Raw genomic sequence first — 307 nt, forward strand, 5'->3', positions numbered from 1 at the left:
GCCGACGTCGTCCTGCCGCCGCCCGTGCCCGGGCGCGTCGTGGCCGGGACCGACCGGATCGTCTGCATCGGCGCGTCGACGGGCGGCACGGAGGCGCTGCGCGACGTGCTCGTGGTGCTGCCCGCCGAGTCCCCCGGTCTCGTCATCGTGCAGCACATGCCGGAGCATTTCACGGCGGCGTTCGCCAAGCGGCTGAACGGCCTCTGCGCGATCGCCGACAAGGAGGCGGAGGACGGCGATCCCGTGGTGCGCGGCCGCGCCCTGATCGCCCCGGGCGGGCGGCACCTCATGGTCGAGCGCCGAGGCG

General features: G+C 75.6%; 1 protein-coding gene. It reads left to right on the plus strand.

The window, feature by feature from the left end:
* A partial coding sequence (locus ACLBX8_RS31895) for a chemotaxis protein CheB (protein ID WP_447716436.1) occupies positions 1-307 on the plus strand: 307 nt, incomplete at both ends.

The organism is Methylobacterium sp. D48H (assembly GCF_053345715.1).